The sequence below is a fragment of the Arthrobacter terricola genome (genome assembly GCF_004354015.1).
In the GTDB taxonomy this organism is placed as follows: domain Bacteria; phylum Actinomycetota; class Actinomycetes; order Actinomycetales; family Micrococcaceae; genus Arthrobacter; species Arthrobacter terricola.
In genome coordinates this window covers 112,363-136,749 of the sequence record NZ_SMRU01000001.1, presented here as the reverse complement: position 1 = coordinate 136,749, position 24,387 = coordinate 112,363, and the positions used below count along the sequence as shown (strand labels likewise).

The 24,387-nt window shown below is 63.6% G+C and carries 20 protein-coding genes; 18 read left to right on the top strand and 2 right to left on the bottom strand.

What is annotated here, in order from left to right; all coding sequences use genetic code 11:
• Positions 1-22: 22 nt before the first annotated feature.
• Entirely contained in the window at positions 23-463 is a 441-nt protein-coding gene (rimI, locus tag E1809_RS00685; protein WP_133202500.1) for a ribosomal protein S18-alanine N-acetyltransferase, read from the top strand.
• Entirely contained in the window at positions 460-1,665 is a 1,206-nt protein-coding gene (locus tag E1809_RS00680; RefSeq protein ID WP_235835366.1) for a tRNA (adenosine(37)-N6)-threonylcarbamoyltransferase complex transferase subunit TsaD, read from the top strand. The genes rimI and E1809_RS00680 overlap by 4 nt, the downstream gene beginning before the upstream one ends.
• Positions 1,666-1,711: 46 nt before the next feature.
• Here E1809_RS00680 and E1809_RS00675 read toward each other — a convergent pair whose 3' ends face one another.
• On the bottom strand, positions 1,712-2,860 hold the full coding sequence (locus tag E1809_RS00675; protein ID WP_133202312.1) for a glutamate--cysteine ligase: 1,149 nt from the start codon (positions 2,858-2,860) through the stop codon (positions 1,712-1,714).
• A gap of 177 nt (positions 2,861-3,037) precedes the next feature.
• On the opposite strand from E1809_RS00675, the gene E1809_RS00670 reads away from it, so the two are divergent.
• From E1809_RS00670 to E1809_RS00660, 3 genes are read left to right on the top strand one after another with little or no spacing between them, the layout of a single operon-like run.
• The gene (locus E1809_RS00670) at positions 3,038-4,198 is read left to right on the top strand and encodes a GTP-binding protein (protein WP_133202311.1); all 1,161 of its coding nucleotides are present in this window, start codon (positions 3,038-3,040) and stop codon (positions 4,196-4,198) included.
• 47 nt (positions 4,199-4,245) lie between these two features.
• Positions 4,246-4,368: a type B 50S ribosomal protein L36 gene (ykgO, locus tag E1809_RS00665; protein ID WP_133202310.1), complete on the top strand. Its 123-nt coding sequence runs from the start codon at positions 4,246-4,248 to the stop codon at positions 4,366-4,368.
• A gap of 47 nt (positions 4,369-4,415) precedes the next feature.
• Positions 4,416-5,234: a shikimate 5-dehydrogenase gene (locus E1809_RS00660; RefSeq protein ID WP_268908651.1), complete on the top strand. Its 819-nt coding sequence runs from the start codon at positions 4,416-4,418 to the stop codon at positions 5,232-5,234.
• 8 nt (positions 5,235-5,242) lie between these two features.
• Here E1809_RS00660 and E1809_RS00655 read toward each other — a convergent pair whose 3' ends face one another.
• Positions 5,243-6,481, bottom strand: a complete 1,239-nt coding sequence (locus E1809_RS00655; protein WP_133202309.1) for a class I SAM-dependent methyltransferase — start codon at positions 6,479-6,481, stop codon at positions 5,243-5,245.
• Positions 6,482-6,558: 77 nt separating this feature from the next.
• Here E1809_RS00655 and E1809_RS00650 point away from each other — a divergent pair, with 77 nt between their 5' ends.
• From E1809_RS00650 to E1809_RS27930, 13 genes are all read left to right on the top strand, one after another.
• Positions 6,559-6,969: a hypothetical protein gene (locus E1809_RS00650; protein WP_235835365.1), complete on the top strand. Its 411-nt coding sequence runs from the start codon at positions 6,559-6,561 to the stop codon at positions 6,967-6,969.
• 234 nt (positions 6,970-7,203) lie between these two features.
• Entirely contained in the window at positions 7,204-7,500 is a 297-nt protein-coding gene (gene groES / locus E1809_RS00645; protein WP_133202308.1) for a co-chaperone GroES, read from the top strand.
• 86 nt (positions 7,501-7,586) lie between these two features.
• Positions 7,587-9,197: a chaperonin GroEL gene (groL, locus tag E1809_RS00640; protein ID WP_133202307.1), complete on the top strand. Its 1,611-nt coding sequence runs from the start codon at positions 7,587-7,589 to the stop codon at positions 9,195-9,197.
• 232 nt (positions 9,198-9,429) lie between these two features.
• Positions 9,430-11,475: an acyltransferase family protein gene (locus E1809_RS00635; RefSeq protein ID WP_133202496.1), complete on the top strand. Its 2,046-nt coding sequence runs from the start codon at positions 9,430-9,432 to the stop codon at positions 11,473-11,475.
• 196 nt (positions 11,476-11,671) lie between these two features.
• Complete coding sequence (gene guaB, locus E1809_RS00630; protein WP_133202306.1) at positions 11,672-13,183, top strand: IMP dehydrogenase; 1,512 nt, start codon at positions 11,672-11,674, stop codon at positions 13,181-13,183.
• 152 nt (positions 13,184-13,335) lie between these two features.
• A complete protein-coding gene (locus E1809_RS00625) occupies positions 13,336-14,469 on the top strand; it encodes a GuaB3 family IMP dehydrogenase-related protein (protein ID WP_133202305.1) in 1,134 nt (377 codons plus the stop codon).
• 117 nt (positions 14,470-14,586) lie between these two features.
• On the top strand, positions 14,587-16,347 hold the full coding sequence (locus E1809_RS00620; RefSeq protein ID WP_133202304.1) for a glycerol-3-phosphate dehydrogenase/oxidase: 1,761 nt from the start codon (positions 14,587-14,589) through the stop codon (positions 16,345-16,347).
• 38 nt (positions 16,348-16,385) lie between these two features.
• Positions 16,386-16,874, top strand: a complete 489-nt coding sequence (locus E1809_RS00615) for a PTS sugar transporter subunit IIA (RefSeq protein ID WP_133202303.1) — start codon at positions 16,386-16,388, stop codon at positions 16,872-16,874.
• Between the two features lie 110 nt (positions 16,875-16,984).
• Positions 16,985-17,824 carry an SURF1 family protein gene (locus E1809_RS00610; protein ID WP_133202302.1) on the top strand — a complete coding sequence of 280 codons (840 nt, stop codon included), beginning with the start codon at positions 16,985-16,987 and terminating at the stop codon, positions 17,822-17,824.
• A complete protein-coding gene (locus E1809_RS00605; protein ID WP_133202301.1) occupies positions 17,821-18,333 on the top strand; it encodes a DUF3817 domain-containing protein in 513 nt (170 codons plus the stop codon). The genes E1809_RS00610 and E1809_RS00605 overlap by 4 nt, the downstream gene beginning before the upstream one ends.
• A gap of 115 nt (positions 18,334-18,448) precedes the next feature.
• Complete coding sequence (gene guaA, locus E1809_RS00600; protein ID WP_133202300.1) at positions 18,449-20,056, top strand: glutamine-hydrolyzing GMP synthase; 1,608 nt, start codon at positions 18,449-18,451, stop codon at positions 20,054-20,056.
• Between the two features lie 128 nt (positions 20,057-20,184).
• A complete protein-coding gene (locus E1809_RS00595; protein WP_374102627.1) occupies positions 20,185-24,087 on the top strand; it encodes a DUF4011 domain-containing protein in 3,903 nt (1,300 codons plus the stop codon).
• Between the two features lie 9 nt (positions 24,088-24,096).
• A complete protein-coding gene (locus E1809_RS27930; RefSeq protein ID WP_374102639.1) occupies positions 24,097-24,378 on the top strand; it encodes a hypothetical protein in 282 nt (93 codons plus the stop codon).
• Positions 24,379-24,387: the final 9 nt, after the last annotated feature.

Sequence of the window (24,387 nt, the reverse complement as noted above, 5' to 3'; positions counted from 1 at the left end):
CGACGGCGTGACCTTGCGGGACATGACCGCCGAGGACGTCGCCGCCGTCGACCTCCTCGAACGCAAACTGTTCCCGATCGACGCGTGGCCGCTGCAGATGTTCTTCGATGAACTCGCGCAGGTGGACACCCGCCGCTATGTCGTGGCTGAAGTCGACGGGCACATAGTGGCCTACGCCGGGCTCATGTGCATCGAGCCGATCGCGGATATCCAGACGATCGCCGTCGTACCCGAATTCGAAGGCAAGGGAATCGGCTCGGCCATCCTGAGCGAACTCATCGCGGAGGCTAGGCGGCGCCGCGCGGCGGACGTCCTCCTCGAGGTGCGCGCCGACAACCCCCGGGCCCAGTCCCTGTACTTGCGGTTCGGATTCGAACAGATCCATATCCGGCCGCGCTACTATCGCGACGGCGCGGCTGCCCTCATCATGCGGCTCTCATTGACCGGAGGAAACCCTGCGTGAACAAGCCCAATATCCACCAGCCGCTCGTGTTGGGGATCGAGTCTTCGTGCGACGAGACCGGCGTCGGGATTGTGCGCGGCACCACCTTGCTCACCAACACGGTGTCTTCCTCGATGGATGAGCATGTCCGTTTCGGCGGCGTGATTCCGGAAATCGCCTCCCGGGCACACCTTGACGCTTTCGTTCCGACTCTCCAGGAGGCCCTGCACGAGGCCGGAGTGACACTCGAGGACATCGATGCCATTGCCGTGACGTCCGGACCCGGCTTGGCCGGAGCGCTCATGGTGGGCGTCTGTGCGGCGAAGGCGCTCGCCGTCGCCACGGGCAAGCCGCTATACGCCATCAACCACCTCGTTGCGCACGTCGGCGTCGGACTCCTTGACGGCAAACCGGTCGCGGGGAATCCCGACGGCGGTGCTCCCGCCAGTGGCGGCGCGGCCGGCCTCGCCAGTGCAGGGCTCGGCGCGGACGGGCTCGGCGCGGACGGGCTCGGCGCGGACGGGCTCGGCGCGGACGGGCGCCTGCCGGAGAACCTTGGCGCGCTCCTGGTTTCCGGCGGACACACTGAAATCCTGCGGATCCGGCGCATCACGGACGACGTCGAGATGCTGGGTTCCACGATCGACGACGCCGCGGGCGAGGCCTACGACAAAGTGGCGCGGCTCCTTGGCTTGGGCTATCCGGGTGGCCCGGCCATCGACAAGCTCGCCAAGCAGGGAAACGCCAAAGCCATCCGGTTCCCGCGCGGACTGACGCAACCCAAGTACGTGGGAACAGTCGAGGAACCCGGCCCCCACCGTTACGACTGGTCTTTCAGCGGACTCAAGACCGCCGTCGCGCGCTGCGTTGAACAGTTCGAGGCGCGCGGGGAGGATGTTCCCGTGGCCGATATCGCAGCGGCGTTCCAGGAAGCCGTCGTGGATGTCATTACGTCAAAGGCCGTCCTGGCCTGCCGGGAGAACGGCATTACGGAACTGCTGCTGGGCGGTGGCGTTGCTGCCAATTCCAGGCTTCGGGAACTGACGGGCCAGCGTTGCAGTGCCGCGGGAATCACCCTGCACGTGCCGCCCCTGTCCCTATGTACGGATAATGGCGCGATGGTTGCCGCCTTGGGCGCGCAGCTCGTCATGGCGGGAATCGATCCGAGCGGCGTCGCCTTCGCACCCGACTCGTCGTTGCCGGTCACCACCGTTTCGGTCTAGGCGCGGCAAAGCCCCCGACGGCGGCACAGCGGTTTGAGGGGCGGGTTTACGGCGAGACGGACCGCATCTGCTGGACGAGGTCCAGGACAACCGCTTGCAGATCGCCGTTGTGCTGGGCGGCGATGCGGCGTTGTCGTTGATAGCCCGCGCCACGCTCAATGATCTTTTCGACGTCGGCAAGCTCTTTCGTGCAGCCGAGCTTTTCGGCAACGGGAGCCAGTCGCTTCAGCGTTTCCTGGAGGTGCTCGGTGACTAGTTTCTCGTCGCCTTCGGCGTCAAGGATGATGATCGCCTCCATGCCATACCGGGCGGCGCGCCACTTGTTCTCCTGGATGTGCCACGGCGGCATGGTGGGAATGCTGCCGCCGTTGTCCAGGATGGTGGAGAACTCGTCCACGAGGCATTGGGTCAGGGCCGCGATCGCACCAACTTCCTCAAGCGTGGCCAGGCCGTCGCAAATTCGCATCTCGATGGTGCCCAACGTCGGGACAGGCCGGATGTCCCAACGGATCTCCGAAAGCGTGTCGATGACGCCCGTGGTGAACATGTCCTGCACATAGGACTCGTACTCGGTCCAACTGGGGAACCGGAAGGGCAAACCGGCAGTGGGCAGTTGCTGGAACATGAGGGCGCGCTGCGACGCGTAGCCGGTGTCCTCGCCACCCCAGAAAGGGCTGGACGCCGACAACGCCTGAAAGTGCGGGAAGTAGTTGACCAAGCCGTCGAGGATCGGAAGGGCCTTATCCCTCTTGTCCAGCCCGACGTGGACATGCACGCCGTAAATGACCATTTGCCGCCCCCACCATTGGGTGCGGTCAATGAGTTTGGCGTAGCGCTCTTTGTCCGTGACCGGCTGGAGCTGCGGGGGACTGAATGGGTGGCTTCCGGCGCAAAACAGCTCGACGCCCATGGGGTCGGTGACTTCCCTGACCGCCTGCAATGACCTCGCAAGGTCTTCCTTGGCTTCCTTGACAGTGGTGCACACGCCGGTCACGAGTTCCACGGTGTTGAGGAGCAGTTCCCGCTTGATATGGGGATGTTCGTCGTCTTCGTTCAAGTCGGGGTGCCGGGCAGCCACGCCCCGCAGGACCTCATTGGCGACCGAGACCAATTCGCCTGTGCGGGCATTGACGAGCGCCAGTTCCCATTCCACCCCCAAGGTCGACTGCTTGGATGGAGCGAAATCAATCTGCACGTAGGTCCCCTCGGTTTGTGCCACAACGCCCTGAGCGGTGCCCGCCGTGGGGCCGTCAGCGGTTGGCTCAAGTCTAATGCAGCGTTGTGGTGGCACAGCATGGGCGGACAACGCGCGATGACATGTGACATATAACTCAGGTTGCTAATGAGAATCATTTTTATTTATAATCTTGCCATGCACTTTTCTGTTGTCAGTTCCCTGGATAGCCACTGCCGAGAGGCTGCTGCGGTGAAGCTCGGACAGACCCATCGGGATTCCGTGGTGGTGCTGCACGACCTCCTGGCGGAGTCCATTGTCCTTCGGCGTATTTTCCGCAACGGCGAACTGTTGGATCAGGCGCAAACCGTTCTGGAGCACGGTTGCCTTAGTTGCACGGTTCGCCTGGACGTGGTGCCGACGGCGGAACGCCTCGCCTCGTTTGGCCATGACCACATGGTCCTCGGCTTGCCTCCCGGGGTTTCCGCGGGCTTCGCGATAACCGAACTTAAACACCAACTGGGCCAGGCCGTCGTCGTGGACAACGCGGTAGTCGCGATCGATCCCTCGGAATTGGATGAGCACATCTGGGACAAGCACACATTGTTCGAATCCGGCTTCACGGCCATGCCGGAGGACGAGCGCACCAGCGGGGAATTCCTCATTGGCGAATTGGCCCATGCGGACACGGTCATGGTGCACCGCGGTCTCGGAGCGGAACTTTCGGGATTGCATCCGGGCTCGAGCGAGGCTTGGGCCCAAGGGCTGGAACTCCTTGGGCAACTCGCGCCGCACGCGGCAGTTTGCGAGAGCGACGGCGACTTCCGGCCCGGCTGCTATGACGGCACCGAGGCGCTCGCGCGGGTCCGTCCGGGTACCGTGAGGGTGCCGCTCGAGGAAGGAGCGGGAAGCTTCCGGACCGAACTCCACAAGGTGGAACGTCCCCTTCATCCCGGGCGCTTCCAAGAGGCGTTGCCCCGCCTTGCGCAAGGCTCCCACTGGATGCGAGGGCGCCTATGGATCGCCTCGGCATCTACGAACCGCATCGCGGTCCAAGGGATCGGTCCGCGGGTCTGGCTCGAAAATACAGGCAAGTGGCTCGCTGATGCCCCTAACGCAACGGTTGGCGGAGAGTCGGGTTCCCGAAGCGGGAAGGGGATGCACGACGTCGACGCCGTCCTTGACTGGCACCCCCGTTTTGGCGATCGAGGCACGGTACTGGCCGTCACCGGCCGGGAAGAGGATGTTGATGCCGCCGAGATCCAGTCCTTGCTGGATGGGTGCGCTTTGACCGACGACGAGATGCGGCGCGGCTTCGCCGGCATTGTCGACGTGTTCGGCCTTGAAGCGGCCCCATAGCTTTTGCCCCCGGACCATTTAGACCAATCACCATCGAAGGAGAAACCATGAAAGTCAGGAATTCGCTGCGAGCCCTCAAGAAAATCCCAGGCGCCCAGGTGGTGCGCCGCCGGGGCCGCACTTTCGTCATCAACAAGGCGAATCCCCGCTTCAAGGCGCGCCAAGGCTGACCCGTCTAGGCTGGGCAGAGAACCCGCTACATGAAGGAGCCCTCGGCGTGCCGATCCTCAACAAAGATATGACGCTCTGCATCTCGCTTTCTGCCCGGCCAAGCAACAACGGAACCCGTTTCCACAATTTCCTCTATGAGGAACTGGGCCTGAACTGGATCTACAAGGCCTTCGCTCCGACGGACCTCGCGAATGCGATTGCCGGCGTGCGCGGGCTGGGTATCCGGGGCTGCGCTGTTTCGATGCCCTACAAGGAAGACGTCATTGCCTTGGTTGACCAGATGGACGCCTCGGCTTCCGCGATCGACTCGGTGAACACCATCGTCAACGATTCCGGGGTACTCACGGCCTACAACACTGACTACACGGCAATCGCCCAGCTGATCGAACGCAACGCCATTGATCCCGCATCTTCGGTTCTCGTGCGCGGTTCGGGTGGCATGGCCAAGGCCACTGCGGCAGCCTTCCGGGATGCCGGCTTCACGCGGGTCACCATTGTTGCCCGCAACGAAGAGTCCGGCGCGTCGTTGGCCGAACTCTACGGATTCGGCTGGCAGGCCGAGGTAGGGGAGTCGACCGCCGACGTTCTCGTTAACGTCACCCCGATCGGGATGGCGGGCGGCCCCGAGGCCGATTCGCTCTCCTTTTCCGAGGAAGCGGTGACGGCCGCGAACGTGGTGTTCGACGTCGTCGCGCTTCCTGCGGAGACCCCGCTCGTCAAGGCGGGGCGTGCCGCGGGCAAGACCGTGATCAGCGGCGCCGAAGTGGCGACCATTCAGGCGCTTGAGCAGTTCGTCCTTTACACAGGGGTGACGCCGACGCCTGAGCAAGTAGCTGCTGCCGAGCAGTTCACCCGCGCCCAGTAGGCCGCGGCTTAGTCTGCGGTTACCGGTTCCACCACAACAGCCACCCGCTCCTCGCCGATCCTGGTGAGGACCAGGGTGGCTGTTTTGCTGCCGCGGGCCTTTGCCGAAGCCTTGCCGGCTGGAAGAAGTTGCTTGCGCAGCTCCTCGGGAGTGACGGACGTGCCGCGCTTCTTGATGTCCAAGACACCGATGCCGTTGTCCTTGACCCAAGCTTTGAGTGCTTTGACGTTATACGGCATGGCTTCCAACACCTTGTAGGCGCTTGCGAACGGGGTCTCCACGAGCTCGGGCGCGCAGATGTAGGCAATGTGCTCATCGACGAGGTGCCCGCCGAGGCGGAGTGCGACGTCGGCCACGAGTCCCGCCCGGATGACCGCCCCGTCCGGTTCGTAGAGGTAGCCCGCAACGGGCCCGACGTCGGGCACCGGGCCGCCGTCGAAATCCTCGCCGCTGGTGATTTCGGCGGCGCCCTGGGGGCCGAGGACCAAGGCGGCGCGCCGGACGCCGGGGCGCGCGACGTCGTTGAACCACAGCGTCACTTCGGTGACATCGCCACCCACCGAGACCCACTGCGCTTCACACGCGGCCGGCACCGATTCATGTGGCATGCCCGGGCCCATCTTGACGCCGATGGACTTGCCCGAGGCTGCCAGTGACTCGACGAAGGAAAAAGGCGGCGAGAACTCTTCCGGATCCCAGATCCGCTTGGTTCCCGAGGACGATGTGGTGCGTCGGGCGGGATCGAGCCAGACGCCGTCAACGCCGTCGAGCGGAACCGAGGTCGCATCGGAATGCACCACCGAAGCGTGCGGGAACGGCATGAGGTTGATGGTGGCGCACGCCGCGGTGGTCTCGTCCAGCTCCACGGCCGTTACTGCGAGGTCCATCGAAGCCATTGCCATCGAGTCGGCCCCCAATCCGCAACCAAGGTCGGCAACATGCCGCGAACCGGCCTTGGCGAACCGCTCGGCGTGGCGCGCAGCCACGTTGAGCCTGGTGGCCTGTTCCAATCCGGCCTGGGTGAAGAGCATGTGCCGGGCGAACTCGCCGAACTTGGCCTCGGCGCGCGTGCGAAGCCTCGATTGGGTGAGGACTGCGGCCACGAGTTCGGGGGAGTGCCCTTCCTTGCGGAGCCGGGCGTTGAGGGCGAAAGCTTCGCTGTCACTGTACGGTCCCAGCGATGCGAGCAATTCCCAGCCCTCCGTGGTGAGCAAGGGGGCAATCTGGTCCGGGGGTGTGTCAGCCATGGAAACAAGCCTAGTGGCCGCCCGTCACATGGGGCCCGGGCGGTTAATGGGCGATTCAGGCCGATAGGGTTGATTGCATGGAAGACAACCCAGTACGCCTGCCTGACGACGCCAATGGATCTCCCTCGGTTCCCGATCAACGACCCCCTGCCGGCAATCTTTCGAAGTATGCCCGGCCCGCGCTCATCGCCGGAGCCGCAATCGCCATTATTTGCATCGCGCTTCTGGTGATTATTTTCTTCCTTGATTCCTTCAACGCCGCGGCGTATTCCATGACGGGCAAGAGCGTCCAGGACGCCACCGAAGAAGCCCGCGAGATCCGGGACACCTACTCCGGCGTCCGCGTGTGGACGATTGTGGGCCTCGTGCTGTCCGGCGTCGTCGCCCTTGCCAGCGCCGTGGTGCTGTACCTGAACCGCGGAAAAGGTGGCGAAGAAGAGTACGACGACGGCGAAGACGTCGACTTCGAGGACCTCACCGGCAGCTGAGCTGCTTGCGTGCCGCTCGCCTTCGCGGGGCGCCCGCGGCTTTCACCCACGACGAAAATCTGGCACTCGCCTTGACCGAGTGCTAATGCTTACATAGAGTCTTGATTAGCACTCTCCCTAGGCGGGTGCTAATCATGCCGCAAGGTACTTACCGGCACCGCGACGACGGTAAGCACGCCACGGCACCCCTGGTTTGATAGTCCACGTACTACCTCACGTAAAGGAGAGATCCGAGTGTCGGTCTCCATTAAGCCTCTCGAGGATCGCATTGTTGTCCGCCCGCTCGAAGCAGAGCAGACCACCGCTTCCGGCCTGGTTATCCCGGACACCGCACAGGAGAAGCCGCAGGAAGGCGAAGTTGTTGCAGTCGGCCCCGGCCGCTTCGACGACAACGGCAACCGCGTGCCCGTAGACGTCACCGTTGGAGACGTTGTTATCTACTCCAAGTACGGCGGAACCGAAGTCAAGACCGGTGGCAGCGAGTACCTCGTCCTGTCCGCCCGCGACGTCCTGGCGATCGTCGTTAAGTAATTCCCTGGATCCCGCACCGCAGATTGAGCCGGAAGTTCTTCCGCCTGGTCAGCGGTGCGGGTTTTCCGTCTTGAAAGGACAAAACCATGGCTAAGCAGCTTGCGTTCAACGACGCTGCGCGTCGCTCGCTCGAGGCAGGCATTGACAAGCTCGCCGACACCGTCAAGGTGACCCTTGGCCCGCGCGGCCGCAATGTCGTTCTGGACAAGAAGTGGGGCGCCCCCACCATCACGAACGACGGCGTCACGATCGCCCGCGAAGTCGAACTCGACGACCCCTACGAAAACCTTGGCGCCCAGCTGGCCAAGGAAGTCGCCACCAAGACCAACGACGTCGCTGGTGACGGCACCACCACCGCTACCGTCCTGGCCCAGGCCCTCGTCAAGGAAGGCCTGCGCAACGTTGCCGCCGGAGCAGCTCCGGGCGAAATCAAGCGCGGCATCGAGGTCTCTGTCGAGGCCGTCGCAGCCCGCCTGCTGAGCAACGCACGCGAAGTCGAAGGCAGCCAGGTTGCCAGCGTCGCCGCGATCTCCGCCCAGAGCGACGAAGTCGGCGAACTCCTCGCCGAGGCCTTCGGCAAGGTCGGCAAGGATGGTGTCATCACCATCGAAGAGTCCTCCACCACGCAGACCGAACTGGTCCTCACCGAGGGCATGCAGTTCGACAAGGGCTACCTGTCCCCGTACTTCGTCACCGACGCGGAACGCCAGGAAGCCGTGCTGGAAGACGCCCTGATCCTCATCAACCAGGGCAAGATCTCCTCGCTGCAGGAATTCCTGCCGCTGCTGGAGAAGGCGCTGCAGGCTGCCAAGCCGCTCTTCATCATCGCTGAAGACATCGACGGCGAGGCCCTGTCCACGCTGATCGTGAACCGCATCCGCGGCACCCTGAATGTCGTTGCCGTCAAGGCTCCGGGCTTCGGCGACCGCCGCAAGGCCATGCTGCAGGACATCGCCACGCTGACCGGTGCACAGGTTGTCTCCCCGGAGCTCGGCCTGTCCCTGGACCAGGTCGGCCTGGAGGTCCTCGGTACCGCCCGCCGCATCACGGTCACCAAGGACAACACCACTATCGTGGACGGCGCCGGCACTGCCGAGGACGTCGAAGCCCGCGTGGCGCAGCTCCGCGCTGAACTCACGCGCACCGACTCTGACTGGGACCGCGAGAAGCTGCAGGAACGGCTTGCCAAGCTCGCCGGCGGCATCGGCGTCATCAAGGTCGGCGCCGCCACCGAGGTTGAACTCAAGGAAAAGAAGCACCGCATCGAGGACGCCGTGTCCTCCACCCGTGCCGCCCTTGAAGAAGGCATCGTTTCCGGTGGTGGTTCGGCCCTCATCCACGCCCTCAAGGCATTGGACGAGGACGCAGCCGTCAAGGCCCTCGAAGGCGACGCCGCAGCAGCTGTCGGCATTGTCCGCCGCGCGCTGACCCAGCCGCTGCGCTGGATCGCCCAGAACGCCGGCTTCGACGGCTACGTCGTGGTCGCCAAGGTCTCCGAGCTTGAAGCCAACCACGGTTTCAACGCCAAGACCGCGGTCTACGAGGACCTGATCGGCTCCGGCGTGATCGACCCCGTCAAGGTCACCCGGTCCGCACTCCGCAACGCGGCGTCCATCGCGGCCCTGGTCCTCACCACCGAGACCTTGGTCGTGGAGAAGGCCGCTGAGGAAGACCAGCACGCAGGCCACAGCCACTAATTCCGGCTGAATCCTGGCCGCAAGGCACACGAGGCCCGGCCCCGATTCTTCGGGGCCGGGCCTTCGCTGTTAGCGGCTTTGGCCCAGAGAACGTTCCGAAAGCTCCCAGAAAGCTGTGTCCTAATGGATGAGGAGTCGTTGGCCGATAGAGCTGCGTAAATTGACGATGAAGATTACGAATCAGTAACATTGACGGTTCGTGTAGGACCCTGGAGGCAAGACTTTGACAACCATGCGCGCAATGGTGCCAGCCCGGCATCAAAGCGGGACGGCGAAAGCAACGGCGAAATCAACGTTCCGACCAGAGATCCAGGGACTTCGATCCGTCGCCGTGCTCATGGTTGTCACTTACCACATCTGGTTTGGCCGGGTTTCCGGCGGCGTGGATATCTTCCTTCTCGTCTCGGCATTCCTCATGGCGGGCCAGTTCACCAGGCGGTACGCCGCCGGGCAAAAAACAGCCCTGCTGATGCACTACCTGCACCATTTCCGCAGGCTCTTGCCAGCAGCCGTCACGGTCATCATTGGAACCCTGGTGGCGACTTACCTTTTCATGCCGGCCACCCGTTGGATGGACACCATCCAACAAGGCTGGGCTTCGCTCTTCTATGTAGAGAACTTCCTGCTGCAATCCCAGGCCGTCAACTACTACGCGTCTGACCACAGCTCGGCCAGCCCGCTGGAGCACTTCTGGTCGCTCTCCATCCAAGGGCAAGTGTTCATCATCTGGCCCATCATCTTTGTAGTAGTTGCTTGGGTCGCGCGCCGCTTCAAGCTCTCCTACATACCCCTTCTTCGCTACATTTTCGGGCTGATCTTTCTCGCCTCGCTCGTGTATTCCGTGATATTCACCGCATCCGACCAGGCCTCCGCGTACTTCTCGACGTTGGCCCGGCTGTGGGAATTCGCCCTTGGAACATTGCTGGCCCTCTTCCTGCCTTCACTGAAGTTTTCCCGGACGGTCAGGATCGTCCTCGGCTGGATCGGGATCGTGGCCATGCTTAGCTGCGGGCTCATCCTGAATGTCGAAGGCGTGTTTCCCGGCTGGGTGGCCCTATGGCCCACCCTTGCGGCTGCCTGCCTCATTACCGCGGGCCAGACCGGGAGCCGGTTCGGGGTGGACAGGTTCCTGAGCTCGAAGCCATTGGTCCGCATGGGCAACAACTCGTACGCGCTGTACCTTTGGCACTGGCCCATGCTGGTCATCTACCTGGCATGGTCGGGAAAGACCCACGCGGGCTGGCTGTCCGGAACCGCAATCATCATTGCAGCCTTGATCATGGCTGTCCTGACCACGCGGTTCATCGAGAAGCCGTGGCGCGAGTGGAAGTGGCCTGAGGTCAACCGGCGCCGGAGCCTGGTCTCCTTGGTCGCCGTCGGAACCGTAGCGCTCCTGCCGCTGACCGGATGGCCCCTGCAGATCGAGCAGACCAACCGGACGTTGCTCGCCAACATGGATGCCCGCAACCCGGGCGCGGCGGCCGTCGGCGGGCAGTACGTCTACACCCCGGATCCGAGCGTTCCCTTGGTTCCGGCCATGACCGCGATCGACGCCGACTGGCCGGTGTTCCCGACGCCCTGCACAACCGCCAAGGATCCGCAGGAATTCGTCAACATCTGCACCAACGGGATCAAGAACGGAAAGAAGAACGTGGTGGTGATCGGCAGTTCGCACGCCCACGTGCTGAATACGCCGCTCCTGACCATGGCCGCGAAGAACGACTGGAGCCTGACGTCCATCACCAAGGGGTACTGCCCCCTTGGCGAAGACACGGCGGCGGATATCACCCAGGCCTGTGTCGACTTCAACAAGTCCACCCTTGACGAAGTCCTGAAGATGCACCCGGACGTCGTAGTGACAACCAGCACGCGCACGAACGCGCAGCCCGGAATTCCCGAAAAGCTTGACCCGGGCTGGGTGTCCGAGGTCAAGACGCTCAATGCCGCCGGCATCCAGGTAGTTGCCTTCCGCGACACCCCGCGTGCGGCCCAACCCGTTCCGGCCTGCCTCGAGAAGACCCCCGGAGCATACGTCGCGTGCGGTTCGCAGCGGGACCAGATCTACTCCGAGGATTCTCCGACGGCGGCAGTGGCCGGCGAGCTTCCGGACACCAAGTTCCTGGATCTTTCGAAGTACTTCTGCCCGGACACGAACTGCCCGGCGGTGATCGGTAACGTGATTGTCTACAAGGACGACAACCACGTGACCGCCACTTACATGAAGACCCTCACGCCGTACTTCGAGCAGGCTTTCATGGCCGCCACCGGGTGGACATAAGGGGCGGAAGCGCCCGACGGCGGGCGGCAGCAGGTGCCGTTGCTCACATTGCCCTTGCGGAATATGGGGATCGGCTGCGAGGTTCTAATATTTATTCAGAACCTTTCTGCACAGGCCAGTCCCGTAATGACGGGCTGGTCATCAGCTGCAACCCCTACCAGATCCACCCCCCAGAACCAAGGTAAGAGGCGCACTCATGACCCAGCCCGAACACGATCCCTTTGGCTTTGTCGGCCTGACCTACGACGACGTCCTGCTCCTGCCGGGCCACACCAACGTCATCCCCTCCGAAGCCGATACTTCTTCGCGGATTTCCAAACGGATCTCGGTGCAGACCCCCTTGCTGTCGGCGGCCATGGACACGGTCACGGAGTCGCGCATGGCGATTGCGATGGCCCGCCAGGGTGGCCTCGGCGTCATCCACCGGAACCTGTCCATCGCGGACCAGGCGGACCACGTTGACCGCGTGAAGCGTTCCGAGTCCGGGATGATCACCAACCCGCTGACGATCCACCCCGAAGCCACCCTGCAGGAACTCGACGAGCTGTGCTCGCGTTACCGGGTGTCCGGCCTGCCCGTCATCGATCCCGATGGGCGCCTCCTTGGCATCGTCACCAACCGCGACACCCGTTTTGTCCCGGAATCCGAATTCCCGTCGCGCCTGGTCAGCGATGTCATGACCAAGATGCCGCTCGTCACGGGCCACGTTGGTATCAGCCGCGAAGAAGCCTCCCACAAGCTCGCCACCAACAAGATCGAGAAGCTTCCCCTCGTTGATGAGCAGGGCCGGCTCAAGGGCCTCATCACCACCAAGGACTTCACCAAGGCCGAGCAGTACCCGCTTGCCACGAAGGACGACGAAGGCAGGCTCCGCGTCGGTGCCGCCATCGGCTTCTTCGGCGATGGTTGGGAACGCGCCATGACCCTGATCGACGCCGGCGTGGACGCCCTCTTCGTGGACACCGCCAACGGCCACTCGCAAGGCGTCCTCGACATGATCTCCCGCCTGAAGTCGGATCCAGTAGCGGCGCACGTGGACATCATCGGTGGCCAGGCAGCCACCCGCGAAGGCGCCCAGGCATTGATCGACGCCGGGGCCGACGGTATCAAGGTCGGCGTTGGTCCGGGCTCCATCTGCACCACCCGCGTCGTCGCAGGCGTCGGCGTTCCGCAGATCACGGCCATCTACGAGTCCTCGAAGGCTGCCATTCCGGCGGGAGTTCCGTTGATCGCCGACGGCGGCCTCCAGTACTCGGGCGATATCGGCAAGGCGCTCGTCGCCGGAGCAGACACCGTCATGCTCGGCTCCCTGCTCGCCGGTTGCGATGAATCGCCGGGAGAACTGATCTTCGTCAACGGCAAGCAGTTCAAGAGCTACCGCGGCATGGGCTCGCTGGGCGCCATGCAGTCCCGGGGCAAGAACACGTCCTACTCGAAGGACCGCTACTTCCAGGCCGACGTCTCCGGCGATGACAAGCTCATCCCCGAAGGCATCGAAGGCCGGGTCGCGTACCGTGGACCGCTTTCCTCCGTTGCCTACCAGCTGGTGGGTGGCCTGCGCCAGACCATGTTCTACACCGGCGCACCCACCATTGCCGAACTTAAGGCCCGCGGCAAGTTTGTCCGCATCACCGCTGCCGGCTTGAAGGAATCCCACCCGCACGATATCCAGATGACCGTCGAAGCTCCGAACTACGGTTCCCGCTGACCGCGAGTCTCCTTTGAACGAAAGCCTGCCCCATCACCACGATGGCGGCGGGCTTTCGGCTTCCAGGGGCTGCCGGGCTTTGTTGCAGGTGCGCTGGTCTTCCGGGTGCTCCGCTGGGTTTTCTTGCAGCCGCGCTGGGATAACCTAGAGCAGTGACTTATGAGATTGAGATTGGCCGTGGCAAGCGTGGGCGTCGTGCCTACTCCCTGGATGACATCGCGATCGTCCCCAACCGCCGGACGCGCGACCCCAAGGACGTCTCCGTCTCCTGGCAGATTGATGCCTATAAGTTCGAGATGCCCGTCATCGCGGCACCGATGGACTCCGCCATGTCCCCGGAGACGGCAATCGCCCTGGGCCGGCTTGGCGGCTTGGGCGTTCTCGATCTTGAGGGCCTGTGGACGCGCTACGAAGATCCGCAATCAGTCCTGGACGAGATCGCAGCCCTTGAGGACGAAACGGCAAGTCCCGCAGTTACCGGGCGCATGCAGGAACTTTACAAGGCGCCCATCCAGCCCGAACTGATCACCAGCCGGCTCGCCGAAATCCGCGCTTCGGGGGTGACCGTCGCTGGTTCCCTGACGCCGCAGCGCACCCAGGAGCACTACAAGACGGTGGTCGCTGCCGGCGTCGACATCTTTGTCATTCGGGGCACCACAGTCTCCGCCGAGCACGTTTCCAAGAACCACGAGCCGTTGAACCTCAAGCAGTTCATTTACGAACTGGACGTTCCGGTGATTGTGGGCGGCGCAGCCGGCTACACCCCCGCGTTGCACCTCATGCGCACGGGTGCCGCAGGTGTCCTGGTGGGCTTCGGCGGCGGCGCCACCACCACCACGCGCCGCGCGTTGGGTATCCACTCGCCCATGGCTTCGGCCATCTCGGACGTCGCCGCGGCCCGGCGTGACTACATGGACGAATCCGGCGGACGGTACGTCCACGTGATCGCTGATGGCGGCATGGGCTCTTCCGGAGATATCGTCAAGGCCATCGCCATGGGCGCAGACGCCGTCATGCTCGGCAGCGCCTTGGCCCGCGCCGAGGAAGCTCCCGGCAAGGGCTGGCACTGGGGCCAGGAAGCACACCACCTCGAACTGCCCCGCGGAGACAGGGTGAATGTCGGCACGGTCGGGCCGCTCGAAGAGGTACTCTTCGGCCCGGGCCACCACACCAACGGCACCTCCAACCTCATTGGCGCGTTGCGCCGCTCCATGGCGACCACCGGCTATTCGGACCTGAAAGAGTTCCAGCGGGTCGACGTCGTTGTTTCACCGTACGCGGGCTAGCAACCACCAGGCGCCGGAAAGCCTCGCGACTGTTCCGGCGCCTCCCAGCCCCTGCCCAAGCCTGCCCTCACGAAGTAGTGTGGGGGACTACGGGGATTGTGCGTTGGGAGGCGTCCGATGAGCAATGTTGCAGGTGGTTCGGATAACGGAAGTGCACCGGCAGGTGCGCTGAGTCCGCAGGCGAGGGCAAAGTCCATCGAGGTGCTCAAGGGCACGTCCGAGCCCGGCCAGGAACTCGACATCCTGATTGTCGGCGGAGGCGTGGTGGGCGCCGGGGCGGCCTTGGACGCGGTCACGCGCGGACTGTCCGTGGGCATCGTCGAAGCCCGGGACTGGGCATCGGGCACATCATCGCGTTCCTCCAAGCTGATCCACGGCGGACTACGCTACCTCGAAATGCTCGACTTCGCCCTCGTCCAGGAAGCACTCCAGGAACGCGGCCTCCTGATCCAGCAAATCGCGCCGCACCTCGTCCGTCCGGTCCCGTTCCTCTACCCGCTGACCCGGCGCTTCTGGGAGCGGCCGTACGTCGGAGCCGGCATTTTCCTCTACGACACGTTGGGCCTCACGTCCGGCCACAGCCGGGGCGTTCCGAGGCATAAGCACCTCTTCCGGCGCGGAACATTGCGGGCGGCGCCGAGCCTCAAGAACGACGCCTTCGTGGGCTCCATCCGGTACTACGACGCCCAAGTAGACGATGCCCGCCTGGTTGTCAACGTTGTCCGCACCGCGGCCCATTACGGAGCACACGCGGTGAACCGGATGCGCGTCGTCTCGTTCGTCCGTGAAGGCGAACGCGTGGTCGGCGCGAAGGTGGAGAACCAGGAAGACGGCAGCATCATCGAAGTCCGGGCCAAACAAGTGGTCAACGCCACCGGCGTGTGGACGGACGAAACCCAAGCCATGGTGACGGACCGGGGCCAGCTCAAGGTCCGCGCTTCAAAGGGCATCCACTTGGTGGTTCCGCGCGATCGGTTCCAATCGACCGTGGGATTGATCCTGCGGACTGAGAAATCCGTGCTGTTCGTCATCCCGTGGGGCAGGCACTGGATCATCGGCACAACCGACACCGACTGGAAGCTGGACAAGGCACATCCGGCCGCGTCTGCGAAGGACATCGACTACGTCCTGGAGCACGTGAACCGCGTCCTGAAACGGCCGCTCACCCGCGAGGACGTCGAAGGCGTCTATGCCGGCCTGCGGCCCCTGCTGGCGGGGGAGAGCGATTCCACAGCGAAGCTGTCCCGCGAGCATGTCGTGGCGCACCCCGTCCCCGGCCTGGTGGTTGTGGCCGGCGGAAAGTTCACCACCTACCGGGTGATGGCCAAGGATGCTGTCGACGAAGCAACCCGGGCCATGGACGAGCGCGTTCCGGCGAGCTGCACCGAGACCATTCCGCTCCTCGGAGCCGAGGGCTTCAAGGCCGCTTGGAACCGCCGGTCCAGGACCGCGGACGAGGCCGGGGTCCACGTTGCCAGGGTGGAACATCTCCTGAATCGCTACGGGTCCATGGCCACAGAGGTCCTGGCGATCATCAACGACAATCCGGCGATGGCTGAACCGCTACCCGGGGCTGACGACTACCTCTCCGCGGAAGTCATCTATGCCACCACCCACGAGGGCGCCCGGCATGTCCATGACGTCCTGACCCGCCGTACACGGATTTCCATCGAGTCCTGGGACAGAGGTGTCTCCGCGGTCCCGGTTGTCGCTAAGCTGATGGGAGAAATTCTTGGCTGGAGCGACGCGCAGCGGGAAAGCGAAATCAAGCACTACCTGGCCAGGGTGGAAGCTGAGCGGCTCAGCCAGCAGCAACCCGATGATGAATCCGCGGACGCGGCGCGCATGGGAGTCGACGACATCGTTCCCCTGCGCTAAGCGTCCAAAGTTGGCCGGGCACACTGGAGGGAAACGACTTGGCGGAACCACTGGACCCGTATGATGCCGAACTGACGACGCCGGACACCGTCATCCTCGAGATGGAAGCGGCAGACAAGACAGACGCCGCGACGCAGCTCGCTGAACGCCTGTATGCCGCCGGACGTATAACGGACCTTGAAGGATTCCTTGAGCACGTCAATTCCCGCGAGCATCAACTGGCCACCGGGCTTCCCGGAGGCATCGGCCTGCCGCATGCCCGGAGCGAGTTCGTGTCCCGGGTTTCCATCGCAGTCGGCGTCACAAAGTTCGGGCACTCGCTCGACTTCGGCGCCGCCGACGGGCCCGCCACGCTCGTGTTGCTCATCGCAACGCCAGCCAGTTCGTTCTCGGACCATCTGGAGGTCCTCGCGACGTTGGCCCGTTCCCTCTCCAAGGAGTCTTTCCGTGACTCGCTCCGCCGCGCCCATGACCCGGAAGTCATCGCCGAGTTGATCAACTCGAGCCTGGTGTTTTTCGACCACTGACCGGCATCGGACGAACCATTTCAAGGCCGCTACCGGCCTATGAAGCGGCCTGCTTCTCCACCGTGGTACGCGTTTAGCTGTTCTACAGCTTGACGAAGTACGGTTAAGGGGTGTTAAAAACCGCTCTAAAGCCCCGCTGGATCGCCGGACTTGTCTTCGCGCTCCTGCTGTCCGGGGTGTTCGTGCTGCTCAGCCAGTGGCAGTTCGGCAGATCTACCCAGAGCGAAACCCCGGTTGACCCCTCAGTAGAGCAGGTCAAACCGCTGACAGGCGTCTTGCAACCGGGCGTGTTCTTCCCCGGTTCCGTGGCTGATCAGATGGTCAGCGCCAAGGGCAGTTACGACCCCTCCAAGCAGGTCCTTGTCGAGGGCCGGTTGCTGGAGGGCCAAAAGGGCTACTGGGTTGTCACCGCATTTGCAGTCGACGGCGCTCCCGTCCTGAAGGGCGCTGCTGTTTCCCCCAAGACCTGGATTCCGGTGGCCCGCGGCTGGATCGCCGATCCCTCCCAAGCCAGCCCGCCGCCGTCGGGCACTATTGAGTTGACCGGACGGCTCCTGCCGACCGAGGCTCCGGTTCCCAACGTCGACGCCGGCGCCGGCCGGGCGTCCGCGGTTTCAGTCGCGGAACTCATCAATGTGTGGAACGTTTCCAGCTACCCGGGGTTCGTCGCCGCCACGTCTGAGGTGTCCGCGGCCAAGACGCTGGCGCTCCCGCAGCAGCTGAAACCGCTCAACATTCCGGCCCAGCCGGCCAACCAACAGATCAACTGGCTCAACCTCTTCTACTCCGTGGAATGGGTGGTCTTCGCAGGCTTTGCCCTCTACATTTGGTGGCGCATGGTGGCCGACGACTACCGACGCAGCCTCGAAGAGGACGAGCCGGATGATGACGATGACTTCCTCCCAGAAGATATGCCAGCAATGACCGATCCAGAACAGGTAAAGCCATGATCGAGCCCAAACCGGCCATCCAACCCGAAGAATCCGGATCCGCCAAACCGGCCACCGCAAAGACCAAGAAGCGCCGCTTCGGCGGGACCACTGCCCAGATCCGCTCGGCCCTGAAGTTCTACAAGGTGATGGCGTACCTGACCGGTACCATGCTGTTGCTGCTCTGCGCGGAGCTCGTTGCACGGTACGTTTTCGGCGTCTACCTCTTTGCCGGGGGCACTAACGCGGCCACGGGCCGGCCTTTCGGTTTCGGGTTCGCCGACGCCGAGGGCGTCCTGGGCGGGTTCAACGTCTCCATTGCGGTACTGATTGTCCACGGCTGGATGTACGTGCTGTACCTGATCTCGGACTTCCGCCTGTGGTCCCTCATGCGATGGCCGTTCCTGAAGCTCATCTTGCTTGCCTTGGGCGGTGTTGTTCCGCTGATGTCCTTCATTGTGGAGAAGAAGTTCCACGCGGACGTCGAAGCTGAACTCGCTGCGAACCCGCAGGCGTCCAAGCGCTACTGACCCGGCAGTCCCCGGGCTAGTGTGAGATCGCTAACTTCCGCCCGGTTTTTTGGCTGTTCCAGCCTTTCACGACCGGTCCCAAGATGCATGGGGCATTCAGTCAAAGTACGCTGTTATGGTGACTACTCCCACCACACCCTTCAGTTCTGAAGTTCAGACTTCACAGAAGCCGGTGCTGGTTGTTGACTACGGTGCCCAGTACGCGCAGCTGATTGCCCGCCGCGTCCGCGAAGCGAATGTGTATTCGGAAATTGTTCCGCATACCTTCACCACCGAGCAGCTTCTGGCCAAGAACCCGGCAGCGATCATCCTCTCCGGCGGACCTTCCAGCGTTTACGCCGAGGGTGCACCGAACGTCGGCGCCGACCTCTTCGAGGCAGGCGTGCCCGTCTTCGGCATCTGCTACGGATTCCAGGCCATGGCCAACGCGCTCGGCGGTACTGTCGCGCAGACCGGCCTTCGCGAATACGGCGCCACGGAAGCCACCACGGTGGGCGAGGCCCGCTCGATCCTGGCCGGCATTCCGGATTCCCAGAACACCTGGATGAGCCACGGCGATTCAGTCCACGCAGCTCCCGCGGGTTTCGACGTTCTCGCGACCACGGCGGGTGCCCCTGTCGCCGCTTTCGCGAACGAAGAGAAGCACCTCTACGGTGTGCAGTGGCACCCCGAAGTCAAGCACTCGGCCCACGGCCAGCAGGTCCTGGAGAACTTCCTGTTCAAGGGAGCGGGCCTGACGCCGAACTGGACCACCGGGAACATCCTTGAGGAGCAGGTCGAGAGGATCCGCCAGCAGGTCGGCGACTCCAAGGTTATTTGCGGCCTCTCCGGCGGCGTCGACTCCGCTGTTGCAGCCGCGCTCGTCCAGCGTGCCGTTGGCGACCAGCTCACATGCGTGTTCGTGGACCATGGTTTGCTGCGCGAAGGCGAAGCCGAGCAGGTTGAGCGCGACTTCGTCGCCGCAACAGGTGTCAACCTCTACGTGGCGAACGAACAAGAGCGCTTCCAGAACGCCCTTGCCGGTGTCAGCGACCCGGAAACCAAGCGGAAGATCATCGGCCGCGAATTCATCCGTGCGTTCGAAGAAGCAGAGCGGGCCATCATTGCCCAGGCCGCTTCCGAAGGCGAGAGCATCAAGTTCCTCGTTCAGGGCACCCTGTACCCGGACGTCGTCGAATCCGGCGGCGGCGAGGGCGCAGCGAACATCAAGAGCCACCACAACGTGGGCGGCTTGCCTGAGGACCTGCAGTTCGAACTTGTAGAGCCGCTTCGTGCGCTGTTCAAGGACGAAGTCCGCGCTGTTGGCGCGCAGCTTGGCCTTCCCCAGGAAATCGTCGGTCGCCAGCCGTTCCCTGGCCCCGGCTTGGGTATCCGGATCGTCGGTGAAGTGACGAAGGAACGCCTAGACCTGCTGCGCAAGGCGGATGCGATCGCTCGCGCCGAACTTACCGCTGCCGGCCTCGACGACGACGTATGGCAGATGCCCGTGGTGCTGCTCGCGGATGTCCGTAGCGTCGGTGTCCAAGGTGACGGCCGCACTTACGGCCATCCGATCGTCCTTCGTCCTGTCTCCTCGGAGGATGCCATGACCGCTGACTGGTCGAGGCTCCCGTACGAACTCCTGGCACGGATCTCCAACAGGATCACCAATGAGGTGGAGGGTGTTAACCGGGTGGTGCTGGACGTGACCAGCAAGCCCCCAGGAACCATCGAGTGGGAATAGCCGTCTGAGTGACCGGTCTCTTTGCAGAGACCGGTCACTTCGCATTTTCCCTTGGAAATCAAGGGGAATTTGCTTTCCGCCAGTGTGGTGAGGCGAGCAGCCGGTCGATTCCCGCTACCCTCGAAAGTATGCCGATTTGGTCCAAGTCGTCTCGAGCTAGTTCAGAAAAGAAGGCAGCGGTGTCAGTAGGTCAAAGCCACGAAGAGAGCTCAGTCGAGCTCAAGAAATGGCTGGTTGGGCTTAAGCCTGTGACTGGCGCGGACACAATGCTGCGCTTCGTCAAGACTCCGGAAGGTTCGATCGACCTGAGCAGCGGCCACCCCTCCGGCTTGGCGCAGCTCCTCGCGGGGCGGCGAACGCGTCTTTCCACGCTGATCCGGGACCGCCAGCAATACGTTGTTGCCGCCCGTGCTGCCCGGAACCTTCGTTCGAAGATCTTCGAACTCGGCAACGACAGGGGGATCGACGCCGGGTATCTGGCCTGCGGAACGGTGGTCTGGACATCCGCAGTCGGGGGGAAGGCCCAACGCATCTCGGCTCCCGTCATGCTGGCTGCCGTCTCCCTGACCGCTAGGCCGGGCGAGGACGACTACGAACTTCAGCTCACTGAACAGGCCAGCATGAATCCGGCGTTGGTCCGGCATTTGAAGACCGTGCACGGGATTGTCTTCGACGTTAATGCCGTCACCCGCATGGCGTACAACACCGCCCGCCTCGACCCCCAGCCCGTGCTCGACCGCTTGGCCACCTTGGTGCAACCGATCCACGGGGCCGAGGTAAGCCACAACTTGCTCGTGACCACGCTGGCTGATCTGTCCGGCAACCTCGACGATCCGTGGATCAATGAGAACAACAAAGTTGTCACCTCCCTGTTCGAGGCGGCGACCGGAGTCGACATCGAGCCCGAACCGATCAAGTCCGGGCGGTTCCCGAGCCTTGACGAGCGGGATCCGTCGGAGGAAGCACTGCTGCTGGACGCAGACACCGACCAGCAGTACGTCGTGGATGCTGTCCGGGCGGGAGATTCGCTCGTGGTCAGCACGCCGCCAGGCAGCGGCCAGACGCAAACGGCCATCAATGCCATCGGTGCGTTGGTCACGGAGGGTAAGTCGGTCCTCGTGGTGGGAGACCGCCGGGCAAGCCTTAACGGCCTGGCTGCCCATTTCGAGGTTCTGGGACTTGAGTCGATGCTGTTCCGGCCTGGGAACGGTGCCACTGCCCAACAGCTCAAGGCACAGTTGGTCAGCGCGATCATCCGCAACGAGAAGTCCCTGGAACCGCAACTCGCGAATCTTCATAAGACGCTCACCGAACACCGGCACGCCTTGTTGGACCATGTTGCGTCCTTGCACAACGTGCGCGAGCGGTGGGGGTGCTCTCCGTACCAGGCGATGCAGTCCCTCGCGGAGCTGACGGCAATCCAGCCGGCCCCTGCTACTACCGTGCGCTTGAAGCGCAGCGTCCTGGACAACATCAAGGACCGCGCCGAGCTTTCCGAAAGGCTGCGCCGGGCCGCCGAACTCGGCAGCTTCAGCCGCACGTCCACGTCGAGTCCTTGGTATGGGGCCCGCCTGGTGACGCGCAAGGAAACCGAGGAAGCCCAGCAGTTGGCCAGCACTGCGGCGGAGAAGCTTCCGCAACTGCGCGAGCGGATGAACCAAGTTGCGGAGCACTCCGAAATCCGGCTGGGGGCCAACTTCGCCGAATGGGGCGAGCAGCTTGAACTGCTGACCGCGGTGCGGGAGAGCCTCGACAAGTTCACGCCGGACATCTTCGACCGGCCCGTGCACGACCTGATTTCCGCGACGGCGACGTCTGCCTGGCGACGCGAACATGGCATTGAGATGCCGTCGATGCAGCGATCGCGATTGCGACGTGTGGCCAAGGAATACGTCCGCCCCGGAGTTCACATCGCGGACCTGCACAGTTCCCTTGCGCTCGTCCAGGAACAGCGGGCGCTGTGGGCCGAGTACGCCACCACTCAGCGGCATCCTGCGGTGCCTTCCGGTCTCGCCGACCTCGGGGCTAGCTACCGGGAATTGGACCGTGACCTTCGCCGGCTGGGGGATCTCCTCAAGCACACGGCCGATGGAGGGGACCTTCACGCTACGCGTTTCGAGAACCTCATGGAGCGCCTCGAACGGCTTGTCGCCGATACGGCGACCCTCGAAACCTTGCCGGAGCGGACGCTCCTGGTCGAGAACATGCGCGAACATGGCCTGGGGGAGCTCCTCGCCGACCTGGCCGAGCGTGAGGTACCAGCGGAGTCCGTCGGTGCAGAGCTGGACCTCGCTTGGTGGCAGTCCGCCCTGGAGGCGATGATCAGTGGCGACGACTATCTCGCCATGTCCGATGGCGATTCCCTTCGCCGGCTCGAGGCAGAGTATCGGCTTGCCGATCACGCTCACATTGCGAGCGGGGCGGCCAGGCTGCGGTGGAAGCTCGCTGAAATTTGGCGGGCCGGAATTGTCGAGCATCCGCGGCAGGCGGAGCTCCTCCGGAACCTGATCAAAGACGGCAGGGTTACTCTTTCCGCCCTCAGTGCACAAGCGCCGGCGCTCGTCGCCCGTTTGGTGCCGGTTTGGTCCGTCAGCCCCTATCTGCTGACCGGCCTTTTGCCGGCTGAACAGAAGTTCGACGCCGTGGTGATCCTCGATGCCGAAAGCACCTCTTTGCAAGCGGTCCTGCCGGCCATCGCCAGGGCCAAGCAAGTGATCGCTTTCGGTGACGCGAAGATTGCCAACGCCCGTACGTTCAGCGTCGCCGTCGAACCTCCGGTCTCGGGAGTCGCGAGCCAGGACACCGTCGACAGCGCATTCAACGCCTTGGCACGCGTCTTGCCCACGTGGCAGTTGAACTGGGTGTATCGCACAGTTGACGAAGATTTGATTCTTCAGCTGAGCAAGAACTACTACGACGGGGGCCTTCGCCGTTTGCCGGACGGCCAATCTGTGACGGGCCTGGATCGCTCGGTTGTGGTCGAGTACATTCCGGATGGAACGGGGCTCCCGGGGTCCGACATGGAAGGCGTCGAGTCGGTTGCGGCCGAAGTCAACCGTGTAGTGGACCTTGTGTTCGAGCACGCCATGCTTCGTCCGAGGACCTCCCTTGCGGTGGTCACTGCCAGCCTGCGCCACGCCGCGAGGATCGGCGAAGCGATCAGGCTTCAGCTGCCCAACTATCCGTTGCTGGCCGGTTTCTTCAACGCGGGCGTCGAGTCCTTCCGTGTGGTGGACCTTGAACGTGCGCAGGGACTTGTCCGGGACCACGTCATCTTTTCCCTCGGCTTCGGACGAACTCCGCACGGCCGGGCCCTTCACAGCTTCGGACCGTTGTCCGCGGAAGGAGGGCGCAACAAATTCGCGTTGGCGATGACCCGATCCCGGCGTTCGCTGCATGTGTTGAGCTGCTTCCGCCCGGAGGATCTGGACCTGGACCGGTTGTCGCATGGTGCGATCGATTTCTACGAGTTGCTGGACCGCGAGCTTTCCGGAAATTCGGATCTCGGCACGCCTGCAACCCGGGCAGCGGCCAGTGAACAGGCATTGGGTGAAGACCCGTTGGTGGCGGATTTGGGCGAACGGCTCCGTGCCCGTGGGGCCCGGGTGTGGCACCACTATGACGGTGCGCTCGACATCGCCGCGGCGGCCGATCCCGTGCACACCATCGGCCGCGAAGACGCCGAATTGCCCACCCCGGTAGCCATCGAGTCGGACGGCACGGAACGTTACCGGAGGATGAGTGTCCGGGAGCGGAGTCGCCTGCGACCCCAGCTGCTGGAACGGCTTGGCTGGCGATACATGTCCTTGTGGACCATCGAGGTGTTCACTGATCCTTCGTCCTGTGCCGATCGCATTGGCTCCTACTTGCGATTGGAGGGGACGGCCGCACCGACCTTTGAAGCGGTGGAGCATGGTTTCCTCGACGTCGACGTTGAACAATTGGATGTGGATACCAATGCGAAGCCGGCAGAGAGCGTCGCGGAAGTTGGCGGCGCCGACGCGCACGGTTCCGCGGCCGCTGCCCAGTAAGGAAACGCAATGTCGGGCAATGAACATGCCGAATCGACCCACCCCAGTAAGGCCGAAGCAGACGCTGTAGGACAGGGCAGCCAGCCGGACAACGAGTCGGTCCCGCAGACGGAAAACCAGGCTGACGAGCAGGAAACCCTGGACCGGAAGCCCCGGCCAAAAACAAGGCGGGCGGCAGGAGGCATCCTGCCCAAGAAAGCTTCCGAGGATGATCCTCGACGTTGGGGCGACGAACCCGACGACGATCGGGACGCGTGGTTGAGGGAGCAGCGGCCGCCACACTGGGGCTGACAATTCCAC

Excerpts from the sequence above, each read along its gene's own strand:
- rimI (WP_133202500.1), top strand. The coding sequence starts at position 23 with ATGACCGCCGAGGACGTCGCCGCCGTCGACCTCCTCGAACGCAAACTG.
- E1809_RS00670 (WP_133202311.1), top strand. The coding sequence starts at position 3,038 with ATGCACTTTTCTGTTGTCAGTTCCCTGGATAGCCACTGCCGAGAGGCT.
- ykgO (WP_133202310.1), top strand. The coding sequence starts at position 4,246 with ATGAAAGTCAGGAATTCGCTGCGAGCCCTCAAGAAAATCCCAGGCGCC.
- E1809_RS00655 (WP_133202309.1), bottom strand. The coding sequence starts at position 6,481 with ATGGCTGACACACCCCCGGACCAGATTGCCCCCTTGCTCACCACGGAG.
- E1809_RS00650 (WP_235835365.1), top strand. The coding sequence starts at position 6,559 with ATGGAAGACAACCCAGTACGCCTGCCTGACGACGCCAATGGATCTCCC.
- groL (WP_133202307.1), top strand. The coding sequence starts at position 7,587 with ATGGCTAAGCAGCTTGCGTTCAACGACGCTGCGCGTCGCTCGCTCGAG.
- E1809_RS00635 (WP_133202496.1), top strand. The coding sequence starts at position 9,430 with ATGCGCGCAATGGTGCCAGCCCGGCATCAAAGCGGGACGGCGAAAGCA.
- guaB (WP_133202306.1), top strand. The coding sequence starts at position 11,672 with ATGACCCAGCCCGAACACGATCCCTTTGGCTTTGTCGGCCTGACCTAC.
- E1809_RS00620 (WP_133202304.1), top strand. The coding sequence starts at position 14,587 with ATGAGCAATGTTGCAGGTGGTTCGGATAACGGAAGTGCACCGGCAGGT.
- E1809_RS00605 (WP_133202301.1), top strand. The coding sequence starts at position 17,821 with ATGATCGAGCCCAAACCGGCCATCCAACCCGAAGAATCCGGATCCGCC.
- guaA (WP_133202300.1), top strand. The coding sequence starts at position 18,449 with ATGGTGACTACTCCCACCACACCCTTCAGTTCTGAAGTTCAGACTTCA.
- E1809_RS00595 (WP_374102627.1), top strand. The coding sequence starts at position 20,185 with ATGCCGATTTGGTCCAAGTCGTCTCGAGCTAGTTCAGAAAAGAAGGCA.
- E1809_RS27930 (WP_374102639.1), top strand. The coding sequence starts at position 24,097 with ATGTCGGGCAATGAACATGCCGAATCGACCCACCCCAGTAAGGCCGAA.